This window comes from Aeromonas sp. 159 (genome assembly GCF_963862045.1).
Lineage (GTDB): Bacteria > Pseudomonadota > Gammaproteobacteria > Enterobacterales > Aeromonadaceae > Aeromonas > Aeromonas veronii.
This window is the reverse complement of sequence record NZ_CAWLMI010000109.1, coordinates 1-861: the sequence shown is the minus strand read 5'-3', so window position 1 is coordinate 861 and position 861 is coordinate 1. Positions and strand designations below refer to the sequence as shown.

Here is an 861-nt window from a genome sequence, read left to right as displayed (position 1 = left end):
TTGCGGTGGTGGCGGACGAGGTTCGCAGCTTGTCGACCAGAACCCACAAGGCGACAGAGCAGATCCAGAACAGCATTGGCCATATCCAGCAAACCCTGGGGGGATGGAAAGAGATGATGCATCTCAATGTGACCAGAACCAACGCCTGCCTCGCCACCACCCGGGCAAGCACCGGCAACCTGAATCAGGTTGTGGTCGAGATAGACAAGGTCTCTGATTTTTCCAACCAGATCACCGCCGCGGCCACCGAGCAACAAGCGGTCATCGAGGAGATCAGTCGCAATATCAACCAGATATCCTCGCTCTCTCACGATAACAGTCTCAAAATCGATCAGGTGAGTGAAACCAGTGCCAACTTGCAGAGCAAAGCGAGCCAGCTCAAGGACTTAAGCAGGACGTTTGGATAGCAGCAATCAGATGACATATAAAAAGGGCCACCCGTTTGGGTGGCCCTGTTGTTTATAAGGCTTAACTGTTGCTCTTGGACGCCACTTACTTGGCGTAATCCTCAGTCGGGATACAGGCACAGAACAGGTTGCGATCGCCGTAGACATCGTCGATGCGGTTCACAGAGGGCCACAACTTGGCGGCGCGCACGGCGTCGGACGGGAAGACCGCCTCGGCACGGCTGTAGCCACGGGACCACTCTGCATCCATCACATCGTCCTGCGTGTGCGGCGCATGGACCAGCGGGTTGTCGGCGAGGCTCCACTGCCCCTCCTGCACCTTGGCAATCTCGGCGCGGATGGAAGTCATCGCCTCGACGAAGCGATCCAGCTCGCGCTTGGATTCCGACTCGGTCGGCTCGACCATCAGGGTACCCGCTACCGGGAAGCTCATGGTCGGTGCGTGGAAGCCGTA

The 861-nt window shown here is 57.7% G+C and carries 1 protein-coding gene and 1 pseudogene; one reads left to right on the top strand and one right to left on the bottom strand.

Annotated features, from left to right (window positions below; translation table 11 throughout):
- The coding region (locus AACR14_RS15960; RefSeq protein WP_041202013.1) for a methyl-accepting chemotaxis protein at window positions 1-407 on the top strand (407 nt) is incomplete at its 5' end.
- An 85-nt stretch (window positions 408-492) separates the two neighbouring features.
- Here the strand turns inward: AACR14_RS15960 and AACR14_RS15955 are convergent.
- A pseudogene (locus AACR14_RS15955) lies at window positions 493-861 on the bottom strand (glycine dehydrogenase (aminomethyl-transferring)); the annotation flags it as partial.